The 23,041-nt window shown below is 66.9% G+C and carries 23 protein-coding genes; 14 read left to right on the top strand and 9 right to left on the bottom strand.

Features of this window, described 5'->3' with window-relative positions; translation table 11 throughout:
• Positions 1-15 precede the first annotated feature (15 nt).
• The 8 genes from ACYQ0L_RS10005 (at position 16) to ACYQ0L_RS09970 (ending at position 9,623) form a co-directional block, all read left to right on the top strand.
• Positions 16-1,044 (top strand): flagellar motor switch protein FliG, encoded by a 1,029-nt coding sequence (locus ACYQ0L_RS10005; protein WP_459788967.1) that lies wholly within the window; start codon positions 16-18, stop codon positions 1,042-1,044.
• Positions 1,045-1,055: 11 nt separating this feature from the next.
• Entirely contained in the window at positions 1,056-1,736 is a 681-nt protein-coding gene (locus ACYQ0L_RS10000) for a FliH/SctL family protein (protein WP_459788965.1), read from the top strand.
• A gap of 179 nt (positions 1,737-1,915) precedes the next feature.
• Positions 1,916-3,457: a flagellar basal-body MS-ring/collar protein FliF gene (gene fliF, locus ACYQ0L_RS09995; RefSeq protein WP_459789034.1), complete on the top strand. Its 1,542-nt coding sequence runs from the start codon at positions 1,916-1,918 to the stop codon at positions 3,455-3,457.
• Between the two features lie 12 nt (positions 3,458-3,469).
• Positions 3,470-3,850 (top strand): flagellar motor switch protein FliN, encoded by a 381-nt coding sequence (gene fliN / locus ACYQ0L_RS09990; protein ID WP_459788963.1) that lies wholly within the window; start codon positions 3,470-3,472, stop codon positions 3,848-3,850.
• Positions 3,850-5,181: a sigma-54-dependent transcriptional regulator gene (locus ACYQ0L_RS09985; protein WP_459788962.1), complete on the top strand. Its 1,332-nt coding sequence runs from the start codon at positions 3,850-3,852 to the stop codon at positions 5,179-5,181. The genes fliN and ACYQ0L_RS09985 overlap by 1 nt, the downstream gene beginning before the upstream one ends.
• 26 nt (positions 5,182-5,207) lie before the next feature.
• Complete coding sequence (gene flhA, locus ACYQ0L_RS09980) at positions 5,208-7,313, top strand: flagellar biosynthesis protein FlhA (RefSeq protein ID WP_459788960.1); 2,106 nt, start codon at positions 5,208-5,210, stop codon at positions 7,311-7,313.
• 53 nt (positions 7,314-7,366) lie between these two features.
• Complete coding sequence (locus tag ACYQ0L_RS09975; RefSeq protein ID WP_459788958.1) at positions 7,367-8,947, top strand: flagellar hook-length control protein FliK; 1,581 nt, start codon at positions 7,367-7,369, stop codon at positions 8,945-8,947.
• A gap of 10 nt (positions 8,948-8,957) precedes the next feature.
• Positions 8,958-9,623: a flagellar hook assembly protein FlgD gene (locus tag ACYQ0L_RS09970; RefSeq protein ID WP_459788957.1), complete on the top strand. Its 666-nt coding sequence runs from the start codon at positions 8,958-8,960 to the stop codon at positions 9,621-9,623.
• Between the two features lie 292 nt (positions 9,624-9,915).
• Here the strand turns inward: ACYQ0L_RS09970 and ACYQ0L_RS09965 are convergent, their stop codons facing one another.
• The 6 genes from ACYQ0L_RS09965 to ACYQ0L_RS09940 form a co-directional block, all read right to left on the bottom strand.
• Positions 9,916-10,326, bottom strand: a complete 411-nt coding sequence (locus tag ACYQ0L_RS09965; protein WP_459788956.1) for a hypothetical protein — start codon at positions 10,324-10,326, stop codon at positions 9,916-9,918.
• 153 nt (positions 10,327-10,479) lie between these two features.
• Complete coding sequence (locus tag ACYQ0L_RS09960; RefSeq protein ID WP_459788955.1) at positions 10,480-11,307, bottom strand: flagellin; 828 nt, start codon at positions 11,305-11,307, stop codon at positions 10,480-10,482.
• A gap of 248 nt (positions 11,308-11,555) precedes the next feature.
• Positions 11,556-12,308 carry a flagellar basal body L-ring protein FlgH gene (gene flgH, locus ACYQ0L_RS09955; protein ID WP_459788954.1) on the bottom strand — a complete coding sequence of 251 codons (753 nt, stop codon included), beginning with the start codon at positions 12,306-12,308 and terminating at the stop codon, positions 11,556-11,558.
• A gap of 20 nt (positions 12,309-12,328) precedes the next feature.
• Positions 12,329-12,799, bottom strand: coding sequence for a flagellar basal body P-ring formation chaperone FlgA (gene flgA, locus ACYQ0L_RS09950; protein WP_459788953.1), 471 nt, complete (start codon positions 12,797-12,799; stop codon positions 12,329-12,331).
• Entirely contained in the window at positions 12,799-13,584 is a 786-nt protein-coding gene (gene flgG, locus ACYQ0L_RS09945) for a flagellar basal-body rod protein FlgG (protein WP_459788952.1), read from the bottom strand. Before flgG ends, flgA begins: the two co-directional genes overlap by 1 nt.
• A 40-nt stretch (positions 13,585-13,624) precedes the next feature.
• Entirely contained in the window at positions 13,625-14,368 is a 744-nt protein-coding gene (locus ACYQ0L_RS09940) for a flagellar hook basal-body protein (RefSeq protein ID WP_459788951.1), read from the bottom strand.
• 135 nt (positions 14,369-14,503) lie between these two features.
• Here ACYQ0L_RS09940 and ACYQ0L_RS09935 point away from each other — a divergent pair, with 135 nt between their 5' ends.
• From ACYQ0L_RS09935 to ACYQ0L_RS09920, 4 genes are read left to right on the top strand one after another with little or no spacing between them, the layout of a single operon-like run.
• Complete coding sequence (locus ACYQ0L_RS09935; RefSeq protein ID WP_459788950.1) at positions 14,504-15,025, top strand: flagellar basal body-associated FliL family protein; 522 nt, start codon at positions 14,504-14,506, stop codon at positions 15,023-15,025.
• A complete protein-coding gene (gene fliM, locus ACYQ0L_RS09930; protein ID WP_459789033.1) occupies positions 15,025-16,044 on the top strand; it encodes a flagellar motor switch protein FliM in 1,020 nt (339 codons plus the stop codon). Before ACYQ0L_RS09935 ends, fliM begins: the two co-directional genes overlap by 1 nt.
• Positions 16,041-16,646, top strand: a complete 606-nt coding sequence (locus ACYQ0L_RS09925) for a DUF6468 domain-containing protein (RefSeq protein ID WP_459788949.1) — start codon at positions 16,041-16,043, stop codon at positions 16,644-16,646. Before fliM ends, ACYQ0L_RS09925 begins: the two co-directional genes overlap by 4 nt.
• Positions 16,643-17,230, top strand: a complete 588-nt coding sequence (locus ACYQ0L_RS09920) for a magnesium transporter MgtE N-terminal domain-containing protein (RefSeq protein WP_459788948.1) — start codon at positions 16,643-16,645, stop codon at positions 17,228-17,230. The genes ACYQ0L_RS09925 and ACYQ0L_RS09920 overlap by 4 nt, the downstream gene beginning before the upstream one ends.
• Positions 17,231-17,291: 61 nt before the next feature.
• Here ACYQ0L_RS09920 and ACYQ0L_RS09915 read toward each other — a convergent pair whose 3' ends face one another.
• Entirely contained in the window at positions 17,292-17,711 is a 420-nt protein-coding gene (locus ACYQ0L_RS09915) for a hypothetical protein (protein ID WP_459788947.1), read from the bottom strand.
• 94 nt (positions 17,712-17,805) lie between these two features.
• Here ACYQ0L_RS09915 and ACYQ0L_RS09910 point away from each other — a divergent pair, with 94 nt between their 5' ends.
• Together ACYQ0L_RS09910 and ACYQ0L_RS09905 are read left to right on the top strand one after the other, a co-directional pair.
• Complete coding sequence (locus ACYQ0L_RS09910) at positions 17,806-18,042, top strand: hypothetical protein (protein ID WP_459788946.1); 237 nt, start codon at positions 17,806-17,808, stop codon at positions 18,040-18,042.
• 7 nt (positions 18,043-18,049) lie between these two features.
• On the top strand, positions 18,050-19,909 hold the full coding sequence (locus ACYQ0L_RS09905) for a hypothetical protein (protein WP_459788945.1): 1,860 nt from the start codon (positions 18,050-18,052) through the stop codon (positions 19,907-19,909).
• A 103-nt stretch (positions 19,910-20,012) separates the two neighbouring features.
• On the opposite strand, the gene ACYQ0L_RS09900 is transcribed toward ACYQ0L_RS09905, so the two are convergent.
• Together ACYQ0L_RS09900 and ACYQ0L_RS09895 are read right to left on the bottom strand one after the other, a co-directional pair.
• Positions 20,013-20,918, bottom strand: a complete 906-nt coding sequence (locus ACYQ0L_RS09900; protein ID WP_459788944.1) for a flagellin family protein — start codon at positions 20,916-20,918, stop codon at positions 20,013-20,015.
• An 11-nt stretch (positions 20,919-20,929) separates the two neighbouring features.
• The gene (locus ACYQ0L_RS09895; protein ID WP_459788943.1) at positions 20,930-23,026 is read right to left on the bottom strand and encodes a flagellar hook-associated protein FlgK; all 2,097 of its coding nucleotides are present in this window, start codon (positions 23,024-23,026) and stop codon (positions 20,930-20,932) included.
• Positions 23,027-23,041 lie beyond the last annotated feature (15 nt).

Genomic DNA, 23,041 nt, shown 5'->3' with positions numbered 1-23,041 from the left:
GAGCGTGACATTACCATGATGGCCAATCTCGTAGAGCCGGCCGAGCTCAAGAAATTTTCGGGGCCGCAGCGCGCGGCTGCGCTGATGCTCGCGCTCGGGCAGGAATATGGTGCCCCGATCTGGGAGCAGCTCAACAACGACGAGATCAAGGAACTGTCGGCCGGGATCGCACAGCTCGGCCGCCTGCCCGCGGTCGCGGTGGAGCACCTGCTGGTGCAGTTCACCAGCGAGGTGTCCAGCATGGCATCGCTGCATGGCTCGTTCGAAACGACCGAGCGCCTGCTCAGCGGCATCCTTGACGCGGACAAGGTCCGGGAGATCATGGAAGATATCCGGGGCCCTTCGGGCCGGACGATGTGGGACAAGCTTTCCAATGTGAACGAAACGGTGCTCGCCGCCTATCTGCGCAACGAATATCCGCAGACCGTGTCCGTCATCCTCACCAAGATGCGGCCCGAGCACGCGGCACGCGTCATTTCCGAACTGCCCAGCGATTTCGCCACCGACGTCATCCAGCGCATGCTGCGGATGGAGCCGGTGCAGAAAGAGATCGTCGCCGAGATCGAACAGACGCTGAAGAGCGAGTTCATGACCAATCTCGCGCGCTCCCAGAAACGCGACCCGCACGAAGTGATGGCCGAGGTGTTCAACGCGCTCGACCGGTCGACCGAAGAAGAAATGCTCGGCGCGCTGGAGGCATGCAATCCTGAATCGGCCGAACGCATCCGCGCGCTGATGTTCACCTTCGAAGATCTGGCCAACATGCTGCCCGCCTCGGTCGCCATGGTCGTCAAGAATGCCGACAAGCGCGAGATGGCGCTGGCGCTGAAGGGCGCACCGGAAGAAATGCGCCAGCTGTTCCTTGGCGCGATGACCGAACGCGCAGCCAAGATGCTGCGCGAGGACATGACGGCCATGGGCCCCGTGCGGGCGCGCGAATGCGAAGAGGCACAGACCGCTCTTGTCCGGCTGGCAAAGAACCTTGCCGACCGGGGCGAGATCGTGCTGGTCGATCCCAAGTCCGATGAATCGATGATCTACTGATCGGACGGGCCATGCAGGAAGACCTCCAGATCCAGCGCTTCGCCTTCGACCGCACCTTCACGCTGCCCCCGCGCGAGACGCCCCGCAAGTATCGGCGCAAGACCGATCCCGCGCTGCTGGCGCAAGAAGTGGAAGACCTGCGCCAGCAGATCGAACGGCTCGAACAGGACCATACGCAAGAGCTGGCGCGGACCCGCGCCGAAGCCTTCGAGGCGGGCCGCAACCACATGCAGGCGGACCGCGAGGCGGCGATCCTTTCCGCCCTCGACGCCTTGCAGGCATCGCTGGAGGAATCGGCCGAGCAGGACCGCGCAATGCGCGCGCAGGTCGTCGCCGAGGCGTGCGAGATGGCCCTCGCCGCGGCAGAGGCCATCGCCGGGCACGCCACCGGGCACGAACCCGGTGGCGCGGTCGACGAGGCGATCGGCCGGGCCCTGGCGCAGGTCAAGCGCGGGCAGGAGATCGACGTGAGGGTTCACCCCGACCTCGTCGAGGACATCGAGGCACGGATCGCACAGCGGCAGAGCCAGGATCGCCGGCGGCTGGCCCTGATCGTCTCCCCCGACGAGACTCTCTCCCCCGGCGACGGGGTGCTCAGCTGGGATCGCGGCGGGGTGATCGTCGATGCGCAACGCCGCCGCCGGGCGGTGCTGGACGAGCTTGCGCCGCTGCTGCCGAGCGTGGCCGACTGAGCGCTCGCCACGCTTTTTTGCCTACCCGGCAATAATTTCCCACCGGCAGAAAATGCCGCCCCGCTCCCGTCCTATAATGGTCCCGTAAGCCGGTCGTTATGCCGGCGGAATTCGACGGGGCAACCTTGGAAGCACTTCGCAACTTCGCCGGACAGCTCGGGCCGCGCCGCCTCATCCTGATGGCTGGCGTCGCGCTGGCACTGCTGGCCACGCTGGCCGCTGTCGCGCTGAGCAGCGGCTCATCCGACAGGATGGGCTATCTCTTCACCGATCTCGATCCGGCCTCGGCCGAAGCCATCACCGAAAAGCTGCGCGCGCAGAACGTGCCCTACTCGCTTTCGGGCGACGGCACCGCCGTGATGGCCCCCGAAGATCGCCTCGCCGAACTGCGCATGAGCATGGCGGGCGAGCAGCTGGGGGGTGCGATCGGCTACGAGGTGCTCGATACGCAGCAGGCTTTCGGCGTGTCCTCCTCGCGAGAGAAGCTGAACGAGACCCGCGCGATCGAAGGCGAACTGGCCCGTTCGATCTCGACCCTGCAGTCCATCAGCAATGCGCGGGTCCATATCGTGATGCCCGAGCGCGCGCTGTTCGCGCCCGAAGCTCGCAAGGCGACCGCTTCGGTCACCGTCCAGACGCGCGGCAGGCTGTCGTCCGGAAACGTCGAAGCCATTCGTCACCTCGTGGCGTCCGCCGTGCCCGAACTCTCGCCCGAAGCGATCTCGATCGTCGACCAGACCGGCGCGCTGCTGGCCCGTGCCGGCGAAGCCGGCGAAATCGGCGCGAGCCAGGCCGACGAACGCCAGATTGCCACCGAAGCGCGTATCCGCAGCCAGGTCGAAGCCTTGCTCGAACCGATCGTCGGGGTTGGCAAGGTGCGCGCCGAAGTCTCGGCGGAGATCGACCGCGATCAGACCCGCGAAGAAGCCGAAATCTTCGATCCCGACACGCAGGTGATAGCCCGCCAGATCTCGGTTGAATCGGGCGATCAGAGCCGCGAGAACGCAGGCGCCGACGATGGCGTGACCGTGGGCGCGCAGCTTCCCGAAGGGGCGGATATCGGTGGCGTGGGCGGCGATTCCCGCGAAAGCGCCCGCAACGAGACCTCCGAGGATATTACCTTCCAGAACAGCAGCCGCCGCACCCTGACCAACCGCTCGCCCGGCAAGATTTCGCGCCTGACCGTGGCGGTGATGGTCGACGGCGGCCAGCAGGGCCTGCCCCCGCAGCAGGTGCAACGCCTGACCCGCCTGGTCGAGAATGCTGTCGGCTACGATATCGAGCGTGGCGACAACGTGATCGTCGAAAGCATGGCCTTCGCCCAGCCCGACGAGATTGCGAACGCCGATGATGGCCTGTTCTCCAACCTGCCCGTCAACCAGCTGTTCGACCTGGGCAAGCTGCTGGTCATCGCGGCGGTGGGCCTGTTCGTCCTGCGCATGCTAAAGCCCAAGACGGAAGCGATCGCCGGGCAGCTGCCGGCCCCCGATGCGGAAGTGATCGACATCACTCCGCAACCCCGGGATGGCGAGGAAACCGATCCCCCGACGCTCGAAAACGATGCGCCTCCTGCTCTCAGCGGCCCCGGGCTGGAAGACGAGATCGCACTCGCCCAGGTCGAAGGCAGCATCAAGGCTTCCGCCCTCAGGAGGATCGGCGATGCGGTCAACAAAAGCCCCGCCGAATCCGCCGCCGTCATTCGCCAGTGGCTCAGCGCCTAAAGGAAAATCGTGATGTCCGAAGTGGAAAATGAAACCCCCGCAGCCCAGCTGCAGGATGACGCAGCGCCCTTCATCGACCTGCCTTCGCTCGGCGATCCGGTTCCCTCGGGGCCGATCGAAGAGGCGACCGGTTTCGGCGGCGAAGACAGCCACCTTGGCCTCGAGGCCGTGCACGAAGTGCCGGTCAAGATGCAGGCGGTGCTTGGCCGGGCCCGGATGACGGTGTCCGAACTGATGCAGATCGCACCCGGCCGCGTGGTCGAGCTCGATCGCAAGGTCGGCGAGCCGGTCGATATCTTCGTCAGCAATCGCCTGATCGCCCGCGGGGAGGTCGTCCTGATCGACAGGGCGCTCGGCGTGACGCTGACCGAGATCGTGCACGAGGACGATTGATGCCCGACCAGCTCTCCACCCCGGTGCGCATGACGCTGGTCGGCGCGCAGCACTCCACCTTCCGCCAGGCGGCACAGATGGCGCGCGAGACGGGCGCTCTGGTGACCATGGCGGACGACGAGACGTCTGCGCTCGCGCTCCTGCGCCGTGCGGGCGGCGACCTCGTCATGATCGACGTGTCGCTGGACGTGCCGGGCTTCATCGCGAGCCTGCGGTCCGAACGCATGGCGATCCCCACGATCGCCTGCGGGATCGATGCGAGCGCCGAACGCGCGGTGGCCGCGGTGCGCGGCGGTGCGCGCGACTATCTACCGCTGCCGCCCAATCGCGATCTGATCGCCGCCGCGATCATGTCCGTCGCCAGCCCTCCGCTGGAAATGATCGGCACGTGCGAAGCGATGCGCCAGGCCATGGATTTCGGGAAATCGATGGCGATGATCGCGGCCCCGATGCTCATTCGCGGCGAACCGGGCACCGGCAAGGAAGTGATGGCCCGTCTGATCCATGCGAACTCGGACAGGTCGGGGCATTTCGTGACCGTAGAGTGCCACGGGATTGCGCCCGAAATTCTGGAATCGGAACTTTTCGGCCACGAGACGGGCGCATTCCCCGGTGCTCTCGCGCGCCGCGTGGGGCGGCTGGAAGAAGCGGAAGGCGGCACGATCTTCCTGCGCGGGGTCGAGGCGCTCTGCCCCGCCCTGCAGGCCCGCCTGCTCGACGTGGTCTACACGCCCGATAGCTGCCGCAGCGGTCCGCATGGCGGCTCACGCCTGATCACAAGCTCCGCCAAGGACATCCGGTCGCTGGTCGAGAAGGGACAATTCCGCGCGGACCTGTTCGGCAGGCTGCGCATGGCCGAGATCAGCCTGCCCCCGCTGCGCGAGCGGGCAGAGGACATCATGGCGCTGGCCCGCCATTTCGCCACGCGGTTCTCGCACATGTACGAACTGCCGGTCCGCGATTTCGACGACGAGGCCAGCCGGATGCTGGGCGCCTATTCGTGGCCCGGCAATGTCCGCGAGCTGGAAGAGACCGTGCACCGCGCGACCCTGCTCGCACGGTCCGGAACGATCGGCCCGGATGCCCTCGTCCACACCAATGGCACCCGCTTCGAACTGCTGCCCGGAGAGCATGAGGATGCCTTGCCGGTGGAGCATCTCGTCGGCCACACGGTCGCCGAGGTCGAGCGCGAGCTGATCCTGCACACGCTCGAGCGGTGCGGCGGCAATCGCACTTCGGCGTCCTCGGTTCTGGGCATTTCGGTCCGGACCATGCGCAACAAGCTCAAGAGCTTCGTCGAGGCGGGCATTCCGGTCGCCCCCTCTCACTGATGTCCTAGCGTCAGGCCCCCAGCATCATGCCCCAGACCCTCACCAGTTTTCTCGATCGCATCGGCGCCAATCGCGACCTCGCGCTGGCGATCGGCGTCATCGGCATCATCGCGATGCTCATCCTGCCGATGCCGGCATGGCTGCTCGATTTCGGCCTCGCGATCTCGATCACCCTGTCGGTGATGATCCTGATGACTTCGCTGTTCATCGAGAAGCCGCTGCAGCTGTCGGCCTTCCCGACCATCCTGCTGATCGCCACGATGCTGCGGCTGGGGCTCAATCTCGCCTCGACCCGGCTGATCCTGGGCCACGGGCACGAGGGGCCGCAAGCGGCGGGCGGCGTGATCGGGGCCTTCGGGCAGTTCCTGATCGGCGGCGAGACCGTGATCGGACTGACCATCTTCATCATCCTGGTGGTGATCAACTTCGTCGTCATCACCAAGGGCGCGGGCCGTATTGCAGAGGTCGCCGCGCGCTTCAGCCTCGACGCGATGCCCGGCAAGCAGATGGCGATCGACGCCGATCTGGGCGCCGGGATGATCAGCGAGGAACAGGCGCGAGAGCGGCGTAAGGAGCTGGAGGCGGAAAGCGGTTTCTTCGGCGCGATGGACGGTGCCTCCAAGTTCGTGAAGGGCGATGCCATCGCGGGGCTGCTGATCACCGTCATCAACGTGCTGGTCGGCCTGATCGTCGGGGTGGCGATCCACGGCGTCGCCTTTGGCGAGGCGTTCACCACCTATACCCTGCTGACGGTCGGCGATGGCCTCGTCAGCCAGATCCCCGCGCTGATCGTGTCGACCGCAGCCGGCCTGCTCGTCTCCAAGGGCGGGATGTCCGGCAAGACCGGCAATGCGCTGGGCGAGCAGCTGGGCCGTTATCCCAAGGCCTTCGCCATGGTGTCGGTCCTGATGGGGGCCTTCGCACTGCTGCCCGGCTTCCCCTTCGTGCCCTTCGCTTTCGTCTCCGCGGCCAGCGGCTATTACGGCTGGTGGGCCAGCCGCAAGCACGCGGCACAGGTCGCGCGCGAAAAGGCCGAGGAGGCCCAGGCCGAAATCGCGTCGGCCGAAACCGAGGAACCGATCGCCAATACCATCGCGATCGATGCGGTGCGGGTGGAGCTGGGTTACGGCCTGCTGCCGATCATCAAGGGTTCGGCCGCCGAGCCGCGGCTCGACGATCAGGTCCGCGCGCTGCGCCGCCAGATGGCGAGCGATTACGGCTTCGTCCTGCCCGCCGTACGCATCATCGACAACATGGCGCTGGGCGCGCACGACTACCGCGTCTTCATCCGCGAGACCGAAGTCGCTGCGGGCGAGCTGCGGCTCGACAAGCTGATGGTAATCAACCCGGGCGGCGGCGATGTCGGCCTGCCCGGCGATCCCGCGCGCGAGCCGGTGTTCGGCCTGCCCGCACTGTGGATCAACCGCGAATTGCGGGACGAGGCGGGCCTGCGCAACCTCACCGTGGTCGACTGCGGCACCATCGTGACGACGCATCTGGCCGAACTGGTCAAGGACAACGTCGCCGAACTGCTCTCCTACACCGAGACGCAAAAGCTGCTCAACGAAGTGCACACCGAGGCGGAAAAGCTGGTCGCCGATCTGGTGCCCGCGAAGATCAGCATTTCGGGCATCCAGCGCATACTGCAGAACCTGCTGGCCGAAGGCGTGTCCATCCGCGACATGCCAACCATTCTGGAGGCGATCGCGGAAACCGCACCGCTGACGCAGAACCTGACCCAGATTACCGAGCATGTCCGTTCGCGGCTGGCACGGCAGATCTCGGCCCAGCAGACCCGCGACGGTGCGATCCCGATCCTGACCCTGTCGCCCGACTGGGACCAGCAGTTCGCCGAAAGCATCATCGGCGATGGCGAGGATCGTCACCTCGCAATGGCCCCGTCGCACCTGCAGCGCTTCATCAGCCAGGTGCGCGAATTGTACGACACGCTCGCCGCGAACAACGAAATTCCGTGCATCCTCGTCAATCCGACGATCCGGCCCTTCGTGCGGTCGATCATCGAGCGCGTGCGCCCGTCGACCGTCGTCCTCTCGCAGAACGAGATCCATCCGCGCACGCGAATCCGCTCGGTCGGCAGCATCGGACAACAAACTGCGCTCGAAGGCCCGTGATCGGTGCGGCGAGTATATAATAGTGTCAGGCGCCCCCCGGGCGAAAGGATTACATGACCCAACTCCTATCGCTCGAAACCGGCAACATCTCCCCCCCTGGCTTGTCTGGGGGCGCCAACCCATTATCCGGCCGCGGCCCCTCCTTCGCCGACCTGTTGGCCGCGCACGCCGCGAACGGTGCGAAACAGCCGACCCTGCCCGCAGGAATGCAGGCTGCCGCCGCCGTGGACGGCGGGTTCGAGGGCACGCTGCCGCACCCCAAGGGGCTTCCGGCCCCGGCCACTCCTCCCGGGGCGTTCGCGAGTGCGCAATCCACGCTCGGCCCCGATACGCAGCCCCAGCCGCCTCAGTCGCAGTCGCCCAAGGCCATCCTTGCGGCGATGACGCTGCCGATGCCGGCCTACGCCCCCCTGCCTTCGACCACATCCCCGGATGGGGCGGTGGTGCAGGCACCCGCGCCCGAGGGGGCGTTGCCGGATGGCCTGATCGTGGCGGAAGAGGGCGAAGCGGCCCCTGCCGAGTTGCCGGGATCTGCATGCGAGCAGACCATCCCCTTGCAGGCAAACCCGCCGGCGGCCGATACCCCCGCGCCATCCGCGCGTGAGCTCGCACCGGTTGCGGTAGCGACCGGACCGGCGGAACCGGCGGCCGGCCTCTCGCAGCCCGAAACGGCTCTCGAAGCACCACAGCCAGCGACCTTGCAGGTGCCCGACGAGGGAATTGCCGCGAACGCGCGGGGCCTCGATCGCAACGACGAGACCCCGGCGTTCACATCGCCCGCAGCGCAGCCCGCCGCGGCCGGAACCGCTCCGGCGGCGATCGTCGCGGCGGCGGCAGGCATCGCCGGTCCGACCGATCGCGAACATGCCGCGCATCGCCCGGCAACTGCCGGGGGCGACGGACAGGCAGTCGCGGTCTCGCGGGCGGACGAACAGCCCAGAATGGCGGCGAGCGAACGCGCCCCGGCTTCCCCGCCCGAAATGTCTCCTGCCCGCCCGTCATCCGGACCTTCGACGGGACCGTCGCCCGCCAGTGGCGGAACGGCCGATTTCGGAACGCTCGTGGAAGCCCCCAGCGGTGAGGTCGCGGCACCCGCGCTCGACAGCGGATCGCCGACAGGCGAGCTGCTCGCACAGACGCGCACCGATCCTCTCAGAGGTCCGGGCGCGCCCCATAGTCCGGCAAGCCTGCCGCACGGAACAGTCTCGGCACGGCCGGGAGAGATCGGGCAACAGCTCGGGCTGGAGATCGTGCGGAACAGTCTCGACGGGAAGGACAGCCTGACCATCCGGCTCGATCCGGTGGAGATGGGCGAGATCCAGATCCGGCTGCAGTTCGACGATCGCGGCACCATGCGCGCTCATGTCGTGGCGGAGAGTGCTGCGGCGCTCGAAATGCTCCGCCGCGATAGCGGGGATCTGGTTCGTGCGCTGGGCGATGCCGGGGTGCGAACCGACGCGCAGTCCTTCCAGTTCGAATCGCGCGGCCACAACCGCGGCGAACAGCAAGGGCACAATGCCCGCCCCGATACGCCTGCGCACAGGGACGCCTCGCTGGCCGAACTCGATACCGACGACCAGTCGCTGCCGCCGCACAAGCTGCGCAGCAGCGGCAGCCTAGATTTCTTCGCTTGAGGATTCAGACATGACTGCAATTTCATCGTTCACGCCCAGCGTGCCGGGCGATACCGGCATTAATCAGGCGGGCAACGAACTGAACGCCAATTTCGACATGTTCCTGAAGCTGCTGACGACGCAGATGCAGAATCAGGACCCGCTCGATCCGATGGACACCGCGCAATACACCCAGCAGCTGGTCCAGTATTCGCAGGTCGAACAGTCGATCCAGCAGACCTCCACCCTCAAGGACATTCTTGCCAGTCTTTCGACGCAGGACCTTGCCCAGTCGGCGAACTTCCTCGGCCAGCGGGCCGAACTCGACAGCCCGAGCGCGGGCCTTTCGGATGGCAGCCCGGCGCAGTGGCTATGGGAGGGCGACCGCTCGATCCAGTCGCTCACCGCCACCATCACCGACGAGCGGGGCCGCGTCGTCGAGACCCGTACTCTCGACGCGTCGCGCGCCGGCAGCTTCGCCTGGGACGGCAGCCTCGCACGCGGCGGCACGGCCGATGCCGGCCGCTATACCCTGTCGCTCAATGCGCTGGATGCCGCCGGTCAGGAGGTTCCGGTCGCCATTCGCAGCACCGGGATCATCGACGAGGTCGCCACCCGCGATGGTGCGGTGATGCTGGGCATCAACGGACAGAGCTTCCCCACCGCCGCGCTCGTCCGCGTCGCTGCGGCGAAGTAAAAATGTGCGGGCCGGCGACAAAAACCCTCCGGCTCGCTCTATAATAAGTGAAGGATCGGCAGTTCCTCAGTCTCCCACTGCCAGGTTGGACTTCCGGGGCATTCTTCCCCTCCACCGCAACAGTGACGCGATAGCCCTCGCGTCGCTGGTCTGCCCCGGAAGTCCGCTTTCCCCCCACGAAAAATACCCATAGCCGCCCGGTCGGGCAGTGATGCAGCGCCGTCGGCGCCCGCAGATGCCTGCGGGTGCCCGCAGGCGCGCGCGCATGATTGCGCCCCGCCTGCGCTAGTGCTCAGTGGAAATGGGCATGCCGCCGACGCCCCAGCTCGCGTGCGTGGGCGCACACGATGCAAAGGTCGGCGTAGACGCGATCCCAGAGCGCAGCCGGAATCCTCAGCGGCTCTTCCTCGTTGATCTGGTCGATGACGATGCCGACAGGCTCGACCTCCAGCTGGAAGCGCGTGGGAAACGCGCCGCCGATCTCTTCTTCCAGCATCTCACCCGGCACGGCCAGCCGGGCCGACATGATGTAGCCTACCAGGATGTCGACCCCATAGGCATCGAGCATGATCCTGCCCGCATCTTCGTCATCCGGGCGGTCGATCAGGATCAGGGCACCGCCGGGATGCGGCTCGACACTGATCCTCACCACCTCGCCGTACGGATCGGCGATTTCGCGGATGCGGGGATATTTTGTTGCCACCGGCGAGGGTACCTGTCCTGACATGCGCGCTGCCGCGATCGGCAGCCCCGACAGCGCTCATGCATGGCGCGGCGGGAAAACAAAAGGGGCCGGACGACATGCGCCCGGCCCCAGGATGCTATCCCCCGATGAGGAATAGCTACATCGACCGGATTAACGGAACAGCGAGGTGATCGTCTGCGGTGCCTGGTTGGCGATCGACAGAGCCTGGACACCGAGCTGCTGCTTGACCTGAAGGGCCTGCAGCTTAGCCGATTCCTTGGCCAGGTCGGCATCGACGAGATTGCCGATACCGCTTTCGATCACGTCAGACAGCTTGCTGTTGAACTCCAGCTGTCCCTCGATCTTGCGCGAAGCCGAGCCAAGAGTGCTCAGCGTCGACGTCACCGTGGCGGTCACGGTGTCGATCTCGGTCAGTGCAGTATCGGCATCGGCCTTGGAGGCGAGGCCGGTACCAAGAGCGGTGGTGACGTTCGTTTCGAAGGCCTGGTTGGCCACGCTGATCGTGCTCGTGGTGTCGAGCGACTGCAGCGCGGAAACCTTGCCGGTGACCGTTGCGTCATCCTTCAGCAGGTTCGTGCCGTTGAACTCCGAAGAAGAAATGATCGTGCCGATCTGTTCCTTCAGAGCCGTGTAGTCGGCGTTGATCGCGGTGCGGCTTTCGGCATCCAGGCCCTCATCGGACGCCTGAATGGCCTTGGCCTTCATCTGGTTGAGGATGTCGGAGATCTGCTCCGTACCCGCAACCGCCACGTCGACGGAGCTCTTCGCCCGGTTGAGCGAGGAGTTGACCGCCGAAAGACCACCCACGTCGCCGCGGAGGGTCTGCGCAATCGTGAACGATGCCGAATCGTCCTTGGTCGATGCGACGTTCAGCCCGGTGTTGATGCGGCTCTGAACCGTGGCCAGACCCTTGTTGGTCTGGTTGAGGCTCTGCAGGGCCGCCATGGCACCGATGTTGGTGTTTACTGAAAACGCCATTGAGTATTTCCTTCTGGATATTCGAACCGCCTTCTGCGGTCCGGGCCGGAAACGCCGGCCCTCGACGCGCTGCAAAACACGGCGCGCCTTTCATTCTGGGAAGGAATCAGACTCGGCCCCAACCGATGTGGCGTCTTTTTTTGCGCATGTGCCGACTTACGCGCCGCGAGCCGCGCAAACGGCAAGGCCCGGTGCAACCAATGCTGCACCGGACCCCGATTCTGTCCGCGCTCAGGCGTGGCGTTATGTCAGAAGGGAAACAGCGCTTCGTAGATCTGCTGGCCCCAGCGGGCCTGCTGGAGCTCGGTCAGCTGGCCGCGCCCGCCGTAGCTGATGCGCGCTTCGGCGATCTGGCTATGCTGGATCGTATTGCCGCGCTCGATATCCTGCGGGCGCACGATCCCCGTGACGAGCAGCTCGCGCAGCTCGAAATTGACCCGCACCTCCTGCCGGCCCCGGATCACCAGATTGCCGTTGGGCAGCACATCGGTGACGATCGCGGCCATCGTCATCCGCAGGTTCTCGCTGCGGCTGGTCGTGCCCTCTCCGCCCGAGCGGGAGCGGGACGACGCGTCGACCGCGCTGCCGGGAGCGCCGGGGATCACGTCTTCCAGACCCAGCAGCGCAGCCACGCCGACGCTTTCGGAGCCGTTGCGCGAGCGGGCCGTGGAATTGGCCAGATCCGCGCGGTCCGCGATGTCGATCTCCACCGTCAGGACATCGCCGACCTGCGAGGCGCGCTGGTCCTGAAACAGGGTGCCGGCCCCGGCGCGGAACAGCGACGCAGAGGGCGCCTGCTGGGCGGGGGGCAGGGCCGCAGGCGGATATTCCGCCCCGCGCACCGGCACGCCCGCCTGCGCGATCGAGGGTTCGTAGCCTGGCACCACGTATTCATCCATCGGCGTCATCGCAGGCGCCTTGCCCACATCGCTCAGCCGCCCGATCGAGCCGCACCCTGCCAGCATTGTGGCGGTGGCGATCAGTATCGCAATCTTCTTCATGGGGTTTCCTTTCGAAGGTCTCAGCCGGCGGCGACGCGCACGCGACCGTCGGGTTCGACCACGCCGGTCAGCGTCTGGTTGGTCGCTTCGCTGAAGACGCGCACCACATCTCCCTGGGCGCCGTCGGCCAGCGCGCGGCCGGTGGCGGTGATCGAGAGCGCGCCGCTCAACAGGACGATCGTCACCGGTTCGCCGCGCCGCACCAGGCGCGGCTCGGCAAGGTCGCTCGCGCGCACGGGCATTCCGCTGCGCAGTGTCCGTCGGGCTTCGAGCCCTGCGGCCTCCTGCGCGGACATCGCGCCGCGCGCCTGACCGGCGGAAATTTCCTCGGCCGCGAAGTCGCGTTCCGAGAGCAGGTCTCCGCGCTGGATCTGGCGGGTGAGAACGTCGGCGACGACGCCCTCCCCCGCAGCCTGCGCGAAGGCCGGTCCGGCGGGCACCAGCGCAATGCCCGCCAGCGCGAGCCAGAGCGAGAGGCTGCGCCTCGTCATCAGCGCAGCTGGCTGGTCGTGCCCAGCATCTCGTCGGCGGTCTTCACCACGCGGCTGTTCATTTCGTAGGCGCGCTGCGCGGTGATGAGCGCGGTAATTTCCGCCACAGGATTGACGTTGGACGCCTCGACGAAGCCCTGGGCCAGATTGCCGAAGCCCGGGTCGCCCGGAGGGGCGATGGTCGGCTCGCCGGAAGAGGCGGTGGCAAGGAACAGGTTGTCGCCCTTGGCTTCCAGCCCGGCCTCGTTGATGAAGGTCGCCAGCTCGAGCTGGCCCACCGCCTGCAGTTCGGGTTCCCCGGCCAGCTTGACCTGAACCTCGCCCGTGCGCGAAACCACCACGTCCACCGCTTCCTGCGGCACGATGATGCCCGGTTCGACCCGCAGGCCCTGCGCGGTCACCAGTTCGCCCTGATCGGACAGCTGGAAGGTGCCATCGCGCGTATAGGCGATCTCGCCCGTCGGCATCTGGACCTGGAAATAGCCGAGACCCTGGATCGCCAGGTCGTAACGGTTGTCGGTCTGGACCAGCGCACCCTGTTCGGCGATGCGATAGACGCCGCCGGTGCGCACGCCGGCACCGATCTGGATGCCCGTCGCCACCCTGGCTTCGGGCCCGTTGGATGCGGCGCCGGGGCGCGACACCTGCTGATAGAGCAGATCCTGGAACTGGGCGCGCTGGCGCTTGTACCCGGTGGTGTTCATATTGGCGATGTTGTTGGAGATGACATCGACATTGGTCTGCTGCGCGAGCATCCCCGTGCCGGCGATCGAAAGCGAACGCATGAGTTTCTATCCTTCCTTGATATTATCTGTGTGAGCTGGATCAGCCGACGCGGCCGAGCCGGTCGAGCGCACGCTTGCGCATGTCGTTGAGGCTTTCGGCCATCCGCACGCTGTTCTGGTAGGAGCGCAGGATGTCGATCATCGCGGTGGTTTCCACGATCGGCTGGACGTTGGATCCTTCCACGCCGCCACTGCGAAGCTTGGTCTCGTCGGCGCCCAGCACCCGGCCCTGGGCACCGGCGTAAAGTCCGTCGCCGCGCGGTGCGAGGCCGCTTTCATCGTCGAACACGGTCACGCCGATGCGGCCGAGCGGACCGCCGGGGCCCATCACGCTGCCGTCCGAGGCGATCGATATCTGCCCGATCTGATCGGGCGGCACCGCGATCGGCTGCCCCCCTTCGTCGAGCAGGCGCTGGCCGCCCGAAGTCGCCAGTTCACCGTTCTCGAGCACGTTGACGAAGCCCGCGCGCGTATAGGCGGTGCCGCCGTCGGGCAGTTGCACCGCCAGATAGCCCGGCCCCTCGATCATCACGTCGAGGGGATTGCCGGTCGGCTGGAAAGCGCCCGGCGCCATGTCGTGCACGGCGCGGAAATCCAGCACGAAGGATGTCGGCCTCGCATCGTCGATCATCGCCTCGTCCGCCCGCTCCACGAATTCGCGGAACTGCGGCTGCTCGCGCTTGAAACCGACGGTGGAGGTATTGGCCAGATTGTTGGCGACGATATCCAGACGCCGCCGCAGGGCCTGTTCTTGGCTCAGCAGAACGTAAGAGGAAATATCCATCGGCTGTCCGCTCCGAAAAAACTGCGTTCAAAAAAGCGCACTCGGCAAATCTTGCCGGGTGACGAGCCTATAATAGGAGAAAATCGCAGCTGGCGGAGCGACCGACGGCTTTTGGTAAAGAAAGGGGACGCAAGCGTGACAACCGAGAGCAACGAAGAGGCTCCGACCGCCGAGGGCGAGAAGGCCCCGCGCTTTTCCAACAAGAAGAAGATCATCGCGGCGGCGGGTGCCGTGCTGCTGATCGGTGGCGGCACCGCCTTCGCCATGATGCCGGGCGACAGCGGCGGGGGCGAGAAGGAATCCGGCCACGCAGAGAGCAAAGGCAAGGGCAAGGGCCACGGCGAAGAGGGCGAGTCCGCCCTCGTCGAGGTCGCGCCGTTGACGGTGAACCTGCGGACCAATGACGGGCAGGCGCGCTTCCTGAAGCTGCGCATCCTCCTGGCTCCCGGGTCGCCCGACGACGTAGGCACGATCGAGGACAACCTCCCGCTGATAATCGACAGCTACCAGCCCTTCCTGCGCGAACTGCGCCCGGAAGATCTCGCCGGCTCAGCGGCCGTCTACCGGATCAAGGAAGAACTGCTTCTGCGGGCGGCAGACACCGTAGGCAAAGGCGTGGTCGCCGACGTTCTCATCCAGGACATGATACAGCAATGATGCCCGACGACGACTTCGAGGATTTCGAACTTCCCGATCCCCCGGCGATGGATATGCCGGAGGGGGCGACGTTCGATCAGGCCAGCATCGATGCCCTGTTCGGCGATTCCAGTTCGGACCTGCCGCAGAAGAGCGGCCTGCGCGCGGTGATCGAATCGCGCGTGGTCAGCCATGCCCGGCTGCCGATGCTGGAGGTGGTGTGCGAACGCATGGTCCGCTCCTTCGCGACCAGCATGCGCAACCTCACCTCCGACGCGATCGAGGTCTCGCTCGACGAGATCGCCTCGGTGCGCTTCGGCGACTTCATGAACCGCGTGCCGCTGCCCTCGATGCTGGCGGTGTTCAAGGTTCCGGCATGGCAGGACTTCGGCCTCGTCACCGTCGAAGCCAACCTGATCTACGCAGTGGTCGATGCGCTGCTGGGCGGCCGCAAGGGTGCTGCCCCGCGCAAGATCGAGGGGCGCGGCTTCACCACCATCGAGACCACGCTGGTCTCGAAGATGATCGAGCTGGTGCTGCGTGAATTCAGCACCGCCTTCGAACCGATCGCGCCGGTGTCGATGGAGCTGGAGCGGATCGAGACGAGCCCGCGCTTCGCCGCCATTGCCGGCCCCACCAATGTCGCTGCGGCGGCAACCTTCGGGGTCGATATGGATGGCCGGGGCGGCAAGTTCACGATCGTCCTGCCCTTCGCCACGCTTGAGCCGGTGCGCGGCAAGCTCACGCAGCGGTTCATGGGCGAGAAGCTGGGCGGCGACAACACGTGGCGCGATCACATGCGCTCGCAGATTCTCAAGACCGAGGTCGAGCTGTGCACCGTGCTGGGCGAGCGGGATATGCGGCTCGCCGACATCCATTCGCTCGAGGTCGGTCAGACGATCGCCTTCGACGTCACGCCCGACGACGCGTTCGAGGTCACCTGCGGCGGCGTGCCGCTCGCCCGGGCGCAAATCGGCAGCCAGCGCAATCACGTCGCAATCGGCATTACCAACATCATCGCACAGGGGCAGCCAGGATGAGCTTCACCGCCTTCACCAACATCATCACGATTCTCTTCTGCATCGCCGTTCTGGTCCAGAGCGTGAGGATGATGCGCAGCCTCAATCAGGTTCGCGGAAGCCAGCTCGATCGCACCGTCGGGGCGCTGGACACCGCCACTGCAAGCGCGCGCAGCGTCCTTGCCGAGCTCAAGCAGACGCTCTCGACCGATGGGGCGGCCAATGTCCGCACCCTGAACGAGGCGAAGGAAGTGCGCGAAGAACTCAACGTCATGGTCGGCATCGCCAATGCCATGGCGGAGCGCCTGATCGAGGCCGCTTCTGCGGGATCGCGCACGGAAGATCGGCCTGCTGAAGCCCCCGCGAAGAAACCCGCCGCAGCCCGCTCCGCAAAGCGGACCGGCACGACGGCCCGGAAGGCGGAAAAGACGCCAAGGGCGCCCAAGGCAAAGGCCGAGGCACCGGCTGCCACGGCGGACAAGAAGCCCACGGCTCCCGCAACTGCAACTCCAGCGCCTGCGCGCGGGACCGCGAAGCCTTCGCCGAAAAGCACGGCCAAGCCTGCCGCGCGTGTTTCGCGCAAACCCTCCAAGACGCCTGACGATGCAAAGGAAATGGCATGATCCTCAAGCGTCCTTCGCTGCTGATGCTGATGGCCGGGGCGGCAGCGCTCTCGACCTTCGCACACGGCGTCAGTGCATCCGAAACGAGCCAGGAAAAGCCTGCCGCCAAGGCACCGGCATCCCGGCTCGGCTCCGCCATCCAGTCGGAAATGGGGGAGAAGAAGAAGAGCGCCAATGAGAGGGAGCGCGAACTCGACCTGCGCGAGAAGGCCCTCAAGGCGTCCGAACAGCGGCTCAAGGCCAATCTGGCGAACCAGCCGGAAAGATCCGCGCGGGACCAGCGCGCCGCTGCTGCCGCTGCCGCCAGGTCCGACCGGGAAAGCGAACAGGCAGAAACGCTCGATCAGCTCGCGCGCATCTACCAGTCAATGAAGCCGAAGCAGGCCGCAGTCGTGTTCGAACAGCTCGATATCGAGGTGCAGATCGCCGTAGCGCGCAAGATGCGCGAGCGGTCGACCGCGAATATCCTGGCTGCGATGACACCGGCCGCAGCGGCCCGCCTCAGCATGGCGCTGGCCGGGAAGCCGCCTGCACGGCAGCCGCGCCCCCGCCCCAGAACCGCCGCGGCGAGCCAGCCACGCTGAGCGATCGCCGGGTCGGTTGGAAAGTCAGATCGGGTTGGGTGAGAATGGCGTTGAGGCCGGGTCAACCGGCCTTGGCGACCACTTCGACCAGCAGCACCCGGGCGATGCCCTCATCATGCGCATGCAGCGCGCTCGTCAGGTCGGCCGACAGCCGCTCTGCGTCGACCGCGAGGAATGGCGAGGCGCGCAGCCGGGAAAACTCCGCCCCTGCAGCAAGCGCCTCGGCGCGCAGGCTCGGCATCTCAGCGGCGAGCCTGTGGGCCGCGTCGGCGTCGCTGGCTTCGAGAACCAGCCGGAAACGCAGCGCGCCCTGAAGCTTCGCCCCGTCGACGATCGGCACCGCGATCGCTTCCATTTCAACCAGATTACCGTCGCCGGCGCTGCCGCCGCCCGCCCCGCCCTCACCGGCACCGGTGGCCGTGCTGAGGGGAATGGCAGCGAGGAGAACCCCACCCAGCAGAAGGACCTTGCCGTTCATCATGTGCTGCCGTTTCCGTTCAAAAAAAGGGGGATCGGCGAACGACCGATTGGCCGCCCGCTCTTCTATAATAGACGATACCAGGACCGGAACGCACATGAGTTACGACCAAAAGCCATCACGCATCAAACTCGTCAGCACTGGCTGGGTGGCGCGCGCGCGCGAAACCAAGGACGAAATCGCCGCCCAAGCCGAGACCGAACAACCGGTCGAGGGCGCGGAGCCTGTCGCACAGACCAGCGGCGGCCTGTCGCTGGTCTCGGCGGTCCTGTTCCTGTGCGGCTGCGCGATCGGCGGAGCCGGCCTCGCCGCCTGGCCGCATCTGGCCGGCTGACATCTCCATGTACAAACTCCTCGCGCTGTCCGCCCCGCTGACCCTCGTGCTGAGCGCTTCCGCTTTCGCCGAAGATCCGCCGCACACCCACGATGAGCCCGCCGAGCCCGAGGCCGAACAGATAGGCAGCGACGCCCCGACAGGCGCTCTCGCGCAGGAAACCGAGCGCGCGCCCGTGGCGCGCCTGCCCGGCTTCGCCGCTGCGCTCGCCAACGAACCGCTGGCGCAGGACGTCTCGGGCTGGCCGGTCCTGTCCGAACATGATGCCTGGCAGGCGATCGCCGCGAGCACGCGGAGCACCCGTCAGGCGGCACGGTGGAACTACGCGCGCAGCCTGATCGGACGGGGGCATTCGGCTGAGGCCTACGGCGTGCTCGTCGCGATGGCGCAGGACGATCCCGATCTCTCGCTCGTCGCGGCCCACCGGCTCGCGCTCGGTGCAGCGCTGGTCGGCCTCGGTCGCCCGCTGGATGCGATCGATGCGCTGTCGGTCGAACAGCTAGCCGAGAATCCGGAAGCCTGCGCCTGGCGACTGCGGGCGATGGTGGCGCTGGAAATGAATGCCGAGGCCATCTCGCAATGGACCTTCGCGCGTTCGGCCATCGCGTCGCGCACCCAAAGTCAGGGCGGCGCCTTTCTTCGCGCGGCCGCGCAGGCCGCTCTTGAGGAGGGCAAGCCGCGCACTACGATCGCCCTCCTGGAACACCTGTCCGACGCCGATCCCGCCGCCAACCTGCTGCGCGGCCGCGCGCTCTTCCGGCTCGGCAGCGAGCAGAAGGCACGCCTCAGGCTCGACCGGGCGGCCGATAATGGCACGGTCGAACAGCGCGTGGATGCCCGCGTCTCGCTGCTCGAAGGGCTGATCGCGCGCAAGCATGCCAAGCCCGACAAGGCTGCTGCCGCGCTCGAACAGATCGGCTATTCCTGGCGCGGCGGATCGATCGAACGGCGCGCCCTAAAGCTGCGGTTCGAACTGGCCGAGGCGACGGGCGATGATCGCAGCGCGCTGGCCGCAGGGGCCGCGCTGCTGCGCTACCACCCCATGGCGGGCGACAGCGGGGCAATGCTGGACGCGCTGCAGGCCCGGCTCTCCGCGATCCTCTCGCCCGACAGCAAGGTGCCCCTGCCCGAAGCGGCCGGGCTTTTCTGGGACTATCGCGACCTTTCCCCGGCCGGTGCGGGAGGCGACTATCTGGTCAGCCAGCTCGCCGACCGGCTGCTGGCGGGCGGCCTCTACGAACGCGCAGCCGAACTGCTGGACTACCAGCTGACCGCGCGCACGACCGATGTGGCGCAGGGCCCGTTGTCGGTGCGCGTGGCCAAACTGTACATCATGGCAGGCAAGCCCGACGAAGCGCTCCGCGCGCTGCGGGCGACCGACGGCAATATCTACCCCTCCCCCATGCTCTGGGCGCGCCTGCGGATAGAGGCGGTTGCACTCCACAAGCTCGGGCGGACGGACGAAGCGCTCGCAGTGCTCGATGGCGTCCCCCAAGGCGATGCCATCCGCAACGAGATCGAATGGGACCGGCGCAACTGGAACGCGCTGACCGGAACCGGCGACCTGCCCGAAGCCCGGCGTGGATCGCTGAGCGAGGTCGAGCAGACGGTTATCCTGCGGCGCGCGGTCGCGCTCGCCATGCTCGGCCGCGAGAGGTCGCTCGCAGGGCTGCGCACACGCTATGCCCCCGCCTTCGCGGCGGAGCGGACGGCGGCCGCGTTCGACCTGTTGACGGGCCCTGTCGATGAACTGGATCCGGCGACGGTTGCCAAGGCCATGGCCGCCATGCCCGCTGCCAGTCCGGCCGGAGACATCGCCGACCTGCTGGCCGTCGACCTCGACCAGGCCGAGCGGACGCAATCCTGACGGACACGCTGCCGACGGACGCCGTCGGGACGCACGAAATCGTGACGAATGGAATCATGCCGAACGGGCGCAGGCGACTTGCGCCCGGGCCCGTTCGGTCATGTTACAGGAACTTGGTGAGATTGAGCTGGCTGAGCTGCGCGAAGACCGAGTAGCTCGCTTCGAGCGTCGCCCTTTGCTGCGCGAGGTCGACTGCCACCTGGCCCAGATCGGCGTCCTCGTTCGCGGAGATGATATCCCTGAGCACCAGCGATCGCGTTTCGGCCCGTTCGCCCATCGACTCGACGAGGGCCTGCCGGCGGCCATTCTCGGCATTCGCCCCGCGCAGGCTGACGGACCCCGCATCGAGCTGCGCGACAGCATCCTGCAGCGCGGCCTTCTGCGGTTCGGTCAGCTCGGTTCCGAACGGACCGGCGGCCGCCAGCGTGCGGAAGACTTCGTACATCTGTTCGCCAAGGTCGCTCGCCGTCAGGCCATAGCGGACCTTGTTCCCCTCACCGAGGTGGGCGGTGGCGCGCACATCGTCGTTGAGGAACGCCTCGGACGCCGGCGTGGCGATCACGTCGTCCAGCGTCTCCGGAACGAAGGGCTGCACATCGGTGCGCGAACCGGCGAACAGGGCCACGCCGCCCTCGCCCGCATTGAGAGTGGTACGGAAATGATCGAACGCGCCGGCAATCCTCTCCTGCAGGCCATGCGAATCTTCCATCCCGATCGCGGTCACCATCTGCGTGCGCAGATCGAGCATGGCATTGTCGAGCCCGGTGACATGCGCATCGTAGATGGCGAGCGTGGTGGTCACGTGCTTGGACACCTGCGCCTGTGCGTCCTGCCTCGCCAGCATCGAACGGGCCGACATGGTGCGCACCGCCTCGTTCCCGAGGCTGGCATAATCCTGCGCCTTCTTGCCCGTAGAAAGCGACGTCTGCGTGGTCGCGAGATTTTGCTGCGCACGCTGGATGGCATCGGCCATCGTCCTTTGCAGCGGAATGGTGGCAACGCGGTTCATCTTGTGCCCTTTCAGCGGACCATGTCGAGGAGTGTGTCGTACATCTTGGTGGCGGTCGTCATGACGCGCGCGGCGGCGGAATAGCTGTTCTGGAGGACGACCATCTGCGACAGTTCCTCGTCGAGATTGACGCCGGAGAAGCTGTCGCGGCGGTTCACCGCGTCGTCGCGCCGCGCCGCGGCATAGTTCAGCATGTCCTGCGCCTGCGCCGCCTGCGTCCCCGCCCGCCCCATCAGCAGGCTGGAGAATCGCTCGATCGTGGCATGGCCGGCCTTGCCGAAATCGGCCGAGCTGGTCAGCGCATCCACGAAGGCGGTTGCGCCGCGCGTGTCGCCCCGGCCGATCGCCGGTTCGCCTACGGCCGCATCGGTCCGCAGGCGCGCAAGCGGCAATCTGCCCGCATCCGCCAGCATGTCGGACCGCACGCCCGCCTGATCGAGACCATTGCCGATCCCGGTCAGGCCGGTCAGCGCCGTGAACGATACTCCGGTGCCGAAGCGATCGGTCGAGTCCGCGGGGATCGACAGCAGCGCGCCGCTGTTGCCGGGCGTGGGAGTGAAGGTCAGGCGGCCGCGATCGTCCATCGCGAAATCGCCGAAGGATGCCAGCGGGCTCTGGTTCAGTTCGCTGACCAGATCGCCGAAGGTGGGGCCGACCGAGCCGGTAAGCGTGGTGCTCGCCAGCGTCCGGCCCGTCGCATCGCGCAGCACCAGCTGCGCGGACTGACCCGCGTCGAAGCCGTGCGCATCGCCCGGCACGAAGCCCGGCGCGATCAGCGGTGCGGCGTCGCTGCGGATGACATCGTTGAGGCCGAAGAAGTGCGCGAAGCCGTTGCCCGCGCGCGCGCTGGACGGATCGCCCTGCGCCACGGCTACGCCGTTCGCTCCGCTGGCCGCGACGAAGGACAGGCGGCTGTCCTGCAGGTTCACCGAAGCAGCCCCGCCGAGGCCGGCATTGATTGCGGCAAACGCATCGTCGAGCGTCGCCAGCGGGCCCAGCGCGTCGAAATCGACCGTGGTGCTCGCCACGAGATTGCCCGACTGGTCGGTCACCGCGAAGGTGGCCTGCCCGGTAAAGCCCAGTCGGTCGCCGCCGATCAGCCCGGTCGGCCTGCCGTCCAGACGGCTGGGCGGCGGAAAGGCAGTGCCGGCATTGGCCACGGCGTTGAGCGTTTCGGCCAGCCCGCCGAACAGCGAGCCGAGCTGGTCGGAGAATTCCGGCAGGGCGCGGTCGCGCAGGTCGAGCAGGCCGCCCAGCTTGCCGCCGACCGCCGCCGAATCGAGCTTTTGACCGGTCGCGGTGGTCGGCTCGCCCGCGGCATTGGCGAAGCGGATGTCGATCACCGGATAGGTGGGCTGCGCGACACCGTCTCCCGCAGTGGGATAGGACAGCTGGCGCAGTCGCCCGTCGAGCAGGACGGCCCCGTTGGCCGCCTCGATATTGACCCGGCCGTCGGGCTGTTCGCGCACGGCGATCTTCATCATCCGGCTCAGGTCCTCGATCGCGGTCATGCGCTGATCCTCGGCCCCGCCGGCAGCGCGGCCGAGACCCCTCAGCTGCGCGACCGAAGCGTTCAGCCCATGGATTCGTTCGAGCAGGCCGTTGATCGTCTCCACCGAATAGCCGACCTCGGACTCGACATCGCCGCGCAGCACCTGAACGTCCTCGTCCAGCTGGCGCAGCGAACCGATCGCGTCCTGCACGTCGGCGACGAAGGCGGACGCATTCTGAGTCTGGCCCTGCGCGCTCGTCAGGGCGATGGCGGAGGCGGCGATCGCGTCGAGCCGCGCGGGCACGCCGCTTTCGGCACCCGGCGCACCCAGGTACGCCTGCAACCGGTCGAGATAGCTGGCGGTCACCTCCGCCCGGCCGATGTCGCCCGAACGCAAGTAGACCGTCTGTTCGAGAAAGCGGTCCGCGACGCGGGTCGGCTCGCCGATGACCACGCCGTTGACCCGGCCCTGGGTCACGCCGGTTTCCAGGGATACGCGCTCGCGCGCGTATCCCGCCGTTCCGACATTGGCGATATTGTTGGATACCGACCGCATGCCCGCCTGGGCTGCGGACAGGCCGGATACCGCCGTTCCCAGGATATCGCTCAGCGACATTCTTTACGCTCCGTC

This window comes from Alteriqipengyuania triglochinis (assembly GCF_054655655.1).
This window is presented reverse-complemented; position numbering and strand designations above follow the sequence as displayed.

What these genes read in the sequence shown, in the direction of transcription:
- ACYQ0L_RS10005 (WP_459788967.1), top strand. Translation starts at nt 16, where the DNA reads ATGATGGCCAATCTCGTAGAGCCGGCCGAGCTCAAGAAATTTTCGGGG.
- ACYQ0L_RS10000 (WP_459788965.1), top strand. Translation starts at nt 1,056, where the DNA reads ATGCAGGAAGACCTCCAGATCCAGCGCTTCGCCTTCGACCGCACCTTC.
- fliF (WP_459789034.1), top strand. Translation starts at nt 1,916, where the DNA reads ATGGCTGGCGTCGCGCTGGCACTGCTGGCCACGCTGGCCGCTGTCGCG.
- fliN (WP_459788963.1), top strand. Translation starts at nt 3,470, where the DNA reads ATGTCCGAAGTGGAAAATGAAACCCCCGCAGCCCAGCTGCAGGATGAC.
- ACYQ0L_RS09985 (WP_459788962.1), top strand. Translation starts at nt 3,850, where the DNA reads ATGCCCGACCAGCTCTCCACCCCGGTGCGCATGACGCTGGTCGGCGCG.
- flhA (WP_459788960.1), top strand. Translation starts at nt 5,208, where the DNA reads ATGCCCCAGACCCTCACCAGTTTTCTCGATCGCATCGGCGCCAATCGC.
- ACYQ0L_RS09975 (WP_459788958.1), top strand. Translation starts at nt 7,367, where the DNA reads ATGACCCAACTCCTATCGCTCGAAACCGGCAACATCTCCCCCCCTGGC.
- ACYQ0L_RS09970 (WP_459788957.1), top strand. Translation starts at nt 8,958, where the DNA reads ATGACTGCAATTTCATCGTTCACGCCCAGCGTGCCGGGCGATACCGGC.
- ACYQ0L_RS09960 (WP_459788955.1), bottom strand. Translation starts at nt 11,307, where the DNA reads ATGGCGTTTTCAGTAAACACCAACATCGGTGCCATGGCGGCCCTGCAG.
- flgH (WP_459788954.1), bottom strand. Translation starts at nt 12,308, where the DNA reads ATGAAGAAGATTGCGATACTGATCGCCACCGCCACAATGCTGGCAGGG.
- flgA (WP_459788953.1), bottom strand. Translation starts at nt 12,799, where the DNA reads ATGACGAGGCGCAGCCTCTCGCTCTGGCTCGCGCTGGCGGGCATTGCG.
- flgG (WP_459788952.1), bottom strand. Translation starts at nt 13,584, where the DNA reads ATGCGTTCGCTTTCGATCGCCGGCACGGGGATGCTCGCGCAGCAGACC.
- ACYQ0L_RS09940 (WP_459788951.1), bottom strand. Translation starts at nt 14,368, where the DNA reads ATGGATATTTCCTCTTACGTTCTGCTGAGCCAAGAACAGGCCCTGCGG.
- fliM (WP_459789033.1), top strand. Translation starts at nt 15,025, where the DNA reads ATGCCCGACGACGACTTCGAGGATTTCGAACTTCCCGATCCCCCGGCG.
- ACYQ0L_RS09925 (WP_459788949.1), top strand. Translation starts at nt 16,041, where the DNA reads ATGAGCTTCACCGCCTTCACCAACATCATCACGATTCTCTTCTGCATC.
- ACYQ0L_RS09920 (WP_459788948.1), top strand. Translation starts at nt 16,643, where the DNA reads ATGATCCTCAAGCGTCCTTCGCTGCTGATGCTGATGGCCGGGGCGGCA.
- ACYQ0L_RS09915 (WP_459788947.1), bottom strand. Translation starts at nt 17,711, where the DNA reads ATGATGAACGGCAAGGTCCTTCTGCTGGGTGGGGTTCTCCTCGCTGCC.
- ACYQ0L_RS09910 (WP_459788946.1), top strand. Translation starts at nt 17,806, where the DNA reads ATGAGTTACGACCAAAAGCCATCACGCATCAAACTCGTCAGCACTGGC.
- ACYQ0L_RS09905 (WP_459788945.1), top strand. Translation starts at nt 18,050, where the DNA reads ATGTACAAACTCCTCGCGCTGTCCGCCCCGCTGACCCTCGTGCTGAGC.
- ACYQ0L_RS09900 (WP_459788944.1), bottom strand. Translation starts at nt 20,918, where the DNA reads ATGAACCGCGTTGCCACCATTCCGCTGCAAAGGACGATGGCCGATGCC.
- ACYQ0L_RS09895 (WP_459788943.1), bottom strand. Translation starts at nt 23,026, where the DNA reads ATGTCGCTGAGCGATATCCTGGGAACGGCGGTATCCGGCCTGTCCGCA.